Annotated in this window: 5 protein-coding genes; all 5 read right to left on the reverse strand. The window is 63.4% G+C overall.

Annotated features, from left to right (window positions below):
• Positions 1–440: 440 nt before the first annotated feature.
• Complete coding sequence (locus AC6EXY_RS32695) at positions 441–3,377, reverse strand: type I restriction endonuclease subunit R (protein WP_499818954.1); 2,937 nt, start codon at positions 3,375–3,377, stop codon at positions 441–443.
• Positions 3,374–4,555 (reverse strand): restriction endonuclease subunit S, encoded by a 1,182-nt coding sequence (locus tag AC6EXY_RS32700; RefSeq protein ID WP_499818953.1) that lies wholly within the window; start codon positions 4,553–4,555, stop codon positions 3,374–3,376. Before AC6EXY_RS32700 ends, AC6EXY_RS32695 begins: the two co-directional genes overlap by 4 nt.
• The gene (locus AC6EXY_RS32705) at positions 4,552–6,048 is read right to left on the reverse strand and encodes a type I restriction-modification system subunit M (RefSeq protein ID WP_499842466.1); all 1,497 of its coding nucleotides are present in this window, start codon (positions 6,046–6,048) and stop codon (positions 4,552–4,554) included. The genes AC6EXY_RS32700 and AC6EXY_RS32705 overlap by 4 nt, the downstream gene beginning before the upstream one ends.
• Positions 6,045–7,628 (reverse strand): type I restriction-modification system subunit M, encoded by a 1,584-nt coding sequence (locus AC6EXY_RS32710; RefSeq protein ID WP_499818951.1) that lies wholly within the window; start codon positions 7,626–7,628, stop codon positions 6,045–6,047. Before AC6EXY_RS32710 ends, AC6EXY_RS32705 begins: the two co-directional genes overlap by 4 nt.
• 91 nt (positions 7,629–7,719) lie before the next feature.
• Positions 7,720–7,914, reverse strand: a complete 195-nt coding sequence (locus tag AC6EXY_RS32715; protein ID WP_499842467.1) for a transcriptional regulator — start codon at positions 7,912–7,914, stop codon at positions 7,720–7,722.
• Positions 7,915–8,290 lie beyond the last annotated feature (376 nt).

An 8,290-nucleotide genomic window follows, 5' to 3' on the forward strand; every position in this document is an offset into this window, starting at 1 on the left:
AGGCGCGCGGCCATCGCCTCGAACTTCCCAGCCCCCTCAACTGACACACCCCGACCCTACCGGCGTGATCACAGAACATCGCCAACATCCAAACAAGAAAACCAAGTTATTTAATTACGAATACTTAGGTCCACTAAAAGCCCTGATAGAAGGCCATCTTTAAGCCTTTCGGGGAGACCATGAAGATCGCAAACCCCACGGTAACCCCACGCTTTGCGAAGTTGCTGACAGCCATCTTTGATCTTCGATGTCGCTCGTCGCCCCGCTGTCGGTGCAGCCGCGAGTGGCCGCTCTTCTGCACAACGACCGGCAACCGGCTGGACCGGGCTGGGACATACTGGCTCAACCCTGTCGACCGGCATGGCAACCCTCGGGGGCCGGCTTGGCGGGCAGTCCATCGCCCGCGCCGTGGAGCTCGGTCGACCTGCGCAGGGGGTCCCTCAGTAGTACTCGCGGACGTAGCCAAGGGCTTTCTCGAAGACATCGTTGTCGCGGATCTGGAACTGGTTGTAGAGGGTCTGGCGGAGTGCCCGGCGGACCTCTCGGTCTCCGCCGTGGGTCTCCTGCCAGCCCTGGAAACGAACGGCGCGGACGACCTCGTCGACGCGGTTGACGATGTTCTCCACGATGACGGGGGTGCCGTCGGTCTTCAGGGACTCGAACAGCTCGGTTAGGGCCGCCTTGCCCTGCTCTTCCCGGGGTGTCTCGGCGATCTTCTTCTCCGCGGCCACGGTGTCGCGGGCGAGCTCGAGGAGCGCGCGGAGGAAGTCGAGACTGGCCTGCTGGGCGCCGGAGTATCTCTCCCGCAGCTGGTTGAGCCGCTTGCCGAGCTCGATGAACGTCGGGTTGGTGAGGTGCCGGGCGATCCGGGCGGTGATCTGCTTCTCGATCTTTTCCGGCGTGACGTCGCTTCTCTTGCCCACCATCAGGTCTTCGATGAGCTGGGCGTCGAGGACGATCGTTTCCAGGTCGGCGCGAGGTACCTCGACCACGACGTGCTCGTTGATGAGGTCGAGAGTCTTCGCGCCGAGAGCGTGCCAGACGAGCCGGCCGGTGAGGTCGGACGGCCGGACGGACTCGTAGACGTCAGTGAGCCATCGGTAGTCATGTTGGAACTGTGACAGCATCGTGTCCGGACTCAGCGCTTCCCAGAGCTGCGACACGACGCTGTAGGCAAGTCCGAAGGCGTCTTTGGCTGAATCGTCGGCGATCGCCGCTTGTGCCTGGATGAGGCCCTCGTAACCGCCGACGGTGCGGTCAACGCCGGGGAAGAAGACGAGCGCCGCGTTCAGAGCCGGCTCAAGCTGCGCTCTGAGCTGTTCAATATTCGAGATGATCTCCTCGACGAGTTTCTTGTCGAAAGCGAACGCCTTGCTGACGTTGTCGAAGACGCCGAGATAGTCCACGACTAGGCCGTGGGTCTTGTGTGGCGGGTAGGTCCGGTTCGTCCGGCAAATGGCCTGCAGGAGCGTGTGCTCCTTCATAGGCTTGTCCAGGTACTGCGCGTAGAGGATCGGTGCGTCGAACCCGGTCAGCAGCTTTGCCGTCACGATGAGGATCTTCAGCGGGTCGGACGGGTCGTTGAAGCGGACGAGGACGCGCTCCAGCGCGTCGCGGCCAGGTGTCCAGTCCGTCCAGTCCGCCTCGTCGTCCGGGCCCTTGCTCATCACGATCGTGCTTGCGTCGGCGGGGAGATACTTGTCGAGCTCGTGCTTGTACGCGACGCAGGTCAGCTTGTCGTAGACGACAACCTGGGCCTTGAAACCCTGCGGCTCGACCTTGGTCCGGAAGTGCTCAACAATGTCCGCCGCGATCTTCCGGACCCGGCCGGGTGCCTTGATCAGTACCTCGATCGACGCGGCCTTTTTCGACAGGGTTGTCTTTTCTGTGTCAGAAAGGTCGCCCTCACGGGCGAGTTCCGCGAACGCTGCGTCGATCGCCTGCTCGTCGATGTGGATCTCGCTGAGTCGAGGCTCGAAGTGTAGTGGCAGGGTGGCGCCGTCCCGGATCGCATCGTCCATCGAGTAACGGGAGAGATATCCGCCCTCGTCCTGAGGCGAGCCGAACCAGATGAAGGTGTTCCGGTCCTGCCGGTTGATGGGTGTGCCGGTCAAACCGAACAGGAAAGCGTTCGGCAGCGCGTCACGCATCTTGCGGCCGAAGTCGCCCTCCTGGCTGCGGTGCGCCTCGTCGACCATCACGATGATGTTGTCGCGGGCGTCAAGTACCCCGGGCGCCTCGCCGAACTTGTGGATCGTTGTGATGATGACCTTCCGCGCTCCGGCGGCGAGCAACTGCTGGAGATGCTGACGGCTGTCGGTTGACACCAGCCCTGGCACGTCAGCGGCATGGAAGGTCGCGGTGATTTGTGTATCCAGGTCTAGGCGGTCCACGACGATGAGAACGGTCGGGTTGGTCAGCCCGGCCATGGCGCGCAGCTTCAGCGCGGTGAAGACCATCAGCAGGGACTTGCCCGATCCCTGAAAGTGCCAGACCAGGCCCTGCTTGACCTGGCCAAGCAGGGCCCGATCGACGATCAAATTGGCGGCCTGGAATTGCTGGTAACGGGCGATAATCTTGATTTTGCGGTGCTTGCTGTCCGTCGCAAAGACTGTGAAGAACCGGAGGAAGTCCAGCACAGCCGCTGGCGTAAGCACGCCGCCGACGGCCTCCCGGACGGCCGCCAGGCCGGTCTTGACTGGCGTGTTCTCGTCGCGTTCGTCCGCCCGCCACGGCCCCCATTTCTCGACCGACATGCCCAGAGCGCTGTAGCGGAAGTCTTTGCCTTCGGTCGCGAATGACAGCACATTCGGGACGAAGAACATCGGGACGTTCTTCTCGTAGTTGTCGTGGATCTGGGCCGCAGCGTCGATCCACGTCTCTGCCGGCCGTACAGGGGACTTCGCCTCGCCGACCACTAGCGGGAACCCGTTGCACCACAGGACGAGGTCAAACCGGCGCCCAATCCGCCCCTGGCTGAAGGTGACCTCGGTCGAGACGATCCAGTAGTTCGTGGACTCGGTCTCGGGATGGGCTAAGTCGATCAGCTGGACGGTCGTATGAGCGCCACCAAGCCCGAAGGGCATCGACTTCTGGCCGGTCAGCCAGGATGCGAACTCCTCGTTCGCCACGACTGGGCTCGGCGTGTGACGGGCTGAGATCACGATCGCCCGCAGCCTGTGGATAACCTCGTCCGCGAAGCGTGGTTCCGCCGCGATCTCCGGATTTAGCCGAACCAGTGCCTCCCTGACCTGCCCCTCCAGCAGGACGTCGTCCGTCCGCCGTGGCAGCTCACTTCCCGCTACGAACTGAACATCGCCCGACTGCACCAGATCCCGTACGAAGTCCCGGACGGTACTCGCCTCGTTAAAGCTCACGCTGGCCGCCCGAACAACTCATCGAGAAGCGCCGCGTTGAGTCGCATTATTCTTTCAAGCTCTCGGTCCAATGCTGCCACGGCTTTATCAAAGCGCGAAAGATCTCTTATTATAGCCCGCTGCTCTCCAAGGGGGGTGACGGGGAACGAGAACTTTCCAAGTGAATTTCTATTAATCTTCACCATGCTTGTTGCGCTGCCGGCAGCGGTACGACGCATATGATCGCGACCGTGTCCGCTGCAAAGTACAGCGGCCGCGAAGTCGGGCAAGACCGCATCTATCAAATGTAGCCGCATCATGGTATCCGGAAAAGAGACATCGTCGCGATCTTCCGAGAAGATCCCAACTCTGCCGACAGTGTCGACGGTATTTGCTCGCGAAATTAGGAGGTCGCCATGCCGAAGAGTCACTGAGCTAAACTCGGCGCTATCGGGTATGTTCTTCACGTGTCCAGATCTGTAGCCATCTGAGCCAAGCGCTGCGAGCGACAACACGAAACGCCCCGTCGGCTCATCGACCGGAGCGACAGATCGACCACTTTCTGGAGAGCGTGACCAGATCCGTTTGAATGGAACCTGTGTAATGCCGAGTTGCCGCCGAACCTTATCGTCGAGCCAATGTCGTCGAACGGCGTTTGAGGACAGTCGCATTCTGCGTGTAGCCTGTTTGGAATGCTCGACGGTCCAGAGGAGGTTCGCAAGGCGCTCCTGCTCGTCGAGGGGTGGGAGGTCGAATTCGTAGGCCGCTAGATCCGTCCAGTTGATGTAGGGGTTGACGGAGCCACGCGACATCGCAACGGCGTATCCGTGGAAGTGGTCGCTGCTCAACACAAACGGCAGGAACCGCTGGGAGAGCGTTCCAGGGTCCCGGGTCTCGAGGACGAAGGTCTTCTCGCTGCAGATGCCCTCGAACTCGGGCACTGCCGTCTTGCGGAGGTAGGCCCGCCGCGAGACGTACAGCACGTGGCCCGGCTTGAACCGTTTGTAGAACATCGGGCCGAGCGGGTCGCGGCCGATGAGGCCCCACTCGCGGATCTGCAAGCTGTCGCTCGGGATATGCTCGCCGGCCAAGAAGCGCTCCAGCCCGCTCGTTTCGGGAATGACCCGATCAGTAATATGTCGGGCCACGTCTCCGAGGACGACGCGTTTCCAGATGTTCCGGTCAAGGCTGAGGGTCACCGGCCTGCCTCCAGTGAGAGCAACGCCAGCACATCACGGACCGCGAGCTCGGATCTATCGGCTGCAGCGCGCCAGGAAGCGAGCGCATGCTTGACATCCGGTCGATCATCGAGAGCGCCATCCGCGCTAGTGACGTAAAGCGGAATCGCGAGGCTATGTCTTTTATTTGCGATCTGGCTGAGCGTAACGACGGCGGCGAAGCCGGGCTGATCCTCGAACGCCTCGTAGGCGCTAAGGATCTTCTGCTGGTGGGAGTCGCGCAGAAACGACTGGGCCTGCTCACGAGCATATTCGTGGACGGCGTTGATGAACAGGATCTTGCCGCGCCGCGCCGCCTTCTTCTGGGCACGCAACGTGACGACAACGGCCTCCATCGGCGAGTTGTAGAACAGGCCGGCACCGAGTCCGAGCACGCACTCGACGAGGTCCGACTTCACTAGCGCCTCACGCAGAGCTGTCTCTTCGTGGCGGAACAGCACACCGTGCGGGAACAGGATCGCCGCGCGTCCGGTCACCGGATCGAGACTGAACGCGATGTGCTGGAAGAAGGCATAGTCCGCGCGGCCCTGGGGCGGGACGCCCCAGGTGTTGCGGCCGTACGGGTCCCTGGCGAAGAGGTCCCGATTCCAGGCTTTGATCGAGTATGGCGGATTGGCGAGGACCACGTCGAAGGCGCGCAGACCGCCGCGGGTATCGAGGAAGGCCGGCCGGGCGAGGGTGTCACCGTGGGCAATGTGACCATCGGAGATGCCGTGCAGGAAGAGGTTCATCCGGGCGATGGCCCAGGTGCCGTGATTGAGTTCCTGGCCGAACAGGCCCACGTTGCGCCACTCGAGCCCCTGCCGGCGCAGCTCGGCGACCGTTGAGATCAGCATGCCGCCGGTGCCGCAGGTCGGATCGTAGATCGACTCGCCCGGCCGTGGCCGCAGCATCTGCGTCATCAGGTGGACGAGGGTGCGGTTGGTGTAGAACTCCTGCGCTGTATGACCAGAGTCGTCAGCGAACTTCTTGATGAGGTACTCGTAGCCGTTGCCGAGTTCGTCCTCGGGGAGGTTGGCGACCGACAGCGTCCTGGTCGAGAAATGCTCCACAAGATCACAGAGGGTCTCGTCCGGGAGGAGGTTCTTGTTCCCCCAGTCTCCGTCGCCGAAGACGCCGGGCAGGGTGTCCGGGTTGGCCGACTCGATCGCCCGCATCGCCCGCAGGATCGCCGCTCCGACATTGCTGGTCTGTTGGCGGATGTCGGCCCAATGCGCCCCGTCCGGGATCGCGAAGCGGTGGTTCTCCGGCAGGTCGGCGAGCGTCTCGTCCCCGTACTCCAGCAGCCCGGCCGCGTGCTCCTCGTCGTAGACGTCCGAGAGCCGCTTGAGGAAGACGAGCGGGAAGATGAATTGCTTGTAGTCCCCGGCGTCGATGAGCCCGCGCAGCAGTACCGCGACGCCCCACAGGTAGGACTCCAACTCCCGCTGCGTGATCCGCCCATCCCGCGTCACTGGCTCGCTCCGTCGTCCTGTGTCACCGAGTCACCGGGGAGGAATCCCCATTTCGCGAGCTCCGCCTCCAACGCAGCCCGGGTCTCGGCCGCCGCTGCCTGGGCGGCTTCCAGTTCCGCGAGTGCCTGGCGGAGCGTCGGCCGCTCGCCCGTGTCGACCGCGCCCACATAGAGCGGGACGTTGAGGTTGTAACCGTTCCCGGCAATCTCCTCGCGAGTCGCGACGTGCGCGAGGCCGGGATCGTCCGCAAACGCCTCGCAGATCTTCAGGAGTTTCTCGGCGTGCTCGGGCTCCAGACTGTTCTGGTTGCGCCCCCTCTTGAAGAGACTCTCCCCGTTGACAAAGAGCACCTTGCCCCGGGTGGCCTCGGGCTTCGTCCGGCGCAGGATCAGCACACAGGCTGCTAGGCCGGTGCTGTAGAACAAGTTGGGAGCGAGCCCCAACACGACCTCGACCAGGTCGGCATCGAGTACGAACCTCCGGATGCGGCCCTCGGCGCCCTGACGGAACAGGGCCCCTTGTGGGAGGACTACGGCGACCCGACCGGAACCGGGCGCGGCGGCCGTCAGCATGTGCTGGACCCACGCCCAGTCGGCGTACCCGGTCGGCGGGACGCCACCGAGCCGGTCGCGGCCCCACGGGTCCGCCGCCCACTTCTCATCGCCCCACTTCTTCAGAGAGAACGGTGGGTTGGCGATCACGCAGTCGAACTGGGACAGCCGCGGTCCGGTGAAGAACGCAGGGTCACGCAGGGTGTCGCCCCGGACGACGCGGAAGTCCTCGATGCCGTGCAGCAGCAGGTTCATCCGGGCGATGCCGGAGGTCGCCAGCACTTTCTCCTGGCCGTACAGCTTCCCCCACAGCGTCTTCGGCTCCCCACCAGCTGCCTTCACATGCTCGATGACCTCGATTAGCATGCCGCCGGTGCCGCAAGCGGGATCGTAGACGGTCTCGCCCTCGCGTGGATCGAGGATGTTCACCAGCAGCCGGACGACGGGACGCGGTGTGTAGTATTCACCGGCCTTTTTGTTCGACTGGTCGGCGAAGCGTTTGATCAGGTACTCGTAGGCCTGCCCGAAGACGTCCGGTGCGACTTTGACGTTCGAGAGCTGCCTGGTCGAGAAGTGTTCGATCAGTTCTTTCAGCTTCCGGTCGGGCAGCTTCTCCTGGTTGGTCCAGGACGCGCTGCCGAAGATGCCGTACAGCGTCTCTGGGTTAGCCTGTTCGATCTCTCGGAAGGCCGTGACCAGCGCCTGACCCACGTTCCGGTCCCGGTCTCGGACGTCTGCCCATAGGTGCCCGGCGGGGATGGCGAACCGGTGGTTCTCGGCAAAGCGGGCGAACTCGTGGTCGCCGTCGGACTCCGCCAGCGCCTGGCGGTACTCCTCCTCGTACACGTCGCTGATGCGCTTGAAGAACATCAGCGGGAAGATGTATGCCTTGAAGTCCGCCTGGTCGATTGAGCCACGGAGAAGATCCGCGGCGGTCGCGAGGTACTGCCCCAGCTCGCTGAGCGTCAGCGGCTCGGCCGCGATGGGGAAGAGCTCCAGCGCTGTCGATCGCGTCGTGTCCTGCGTCAATCGGTCCCCCGACTTTCAGTTCCCCAAAGGCAACTATCAGTTCCTATCGGATTTGACCAGTCGCGTCGATAGGATCGGCGTTTTGCGCCGGTCATCCGGCGTCAGGGTCGGTGTCATCCGACGGACGATTTACCATGATCCATGCATGGACGTCGTCCTCGTCCCAGAACCTGCCGGCCGGAGTTCGCTGCGCGGGCTCCGGGAAGCCGGCCTTGCGCGTGATCTGGTCCGCGCGGCGGCGTGAGAGGTGCCCGTCCGGCGACGACGGGCGCAGCAGCTCCTGCACCTCGGAGATCGTGATCAGCCGGCCCACCACTACGAACCTAGGGTCTACCACCCTAGGACTACCGATGGTGGAAGAGCGCGTGTAGCGTGCCCAGTAGCCCGAAAAGAGGGCGGGCCGCCCCCGGTGAGTCAGCACCTGTGGGGTGTCAGGACTCGGCTACCGGCGGTGACCTGGGGTTTTAGGTGGCTCGTTGGTATTCGTTGATCAGGCCGCCGAGGACGGGCTGGCGTTTGATTCGTTCCTTGGTCAGCCAGGACGGTAAGATCGCGAAGGGCGTGCAGGTCGCCGAACTGACCGGCCTGCTCGACCTGTCGGCCTGGACCGAGAACATCCCCGGCCTGCGGATCATCGTCCGCGAGGAGCCGCTGCACCCCCG

This window comes from Frankia sp. RB5 (assembly GCF_059816245.1).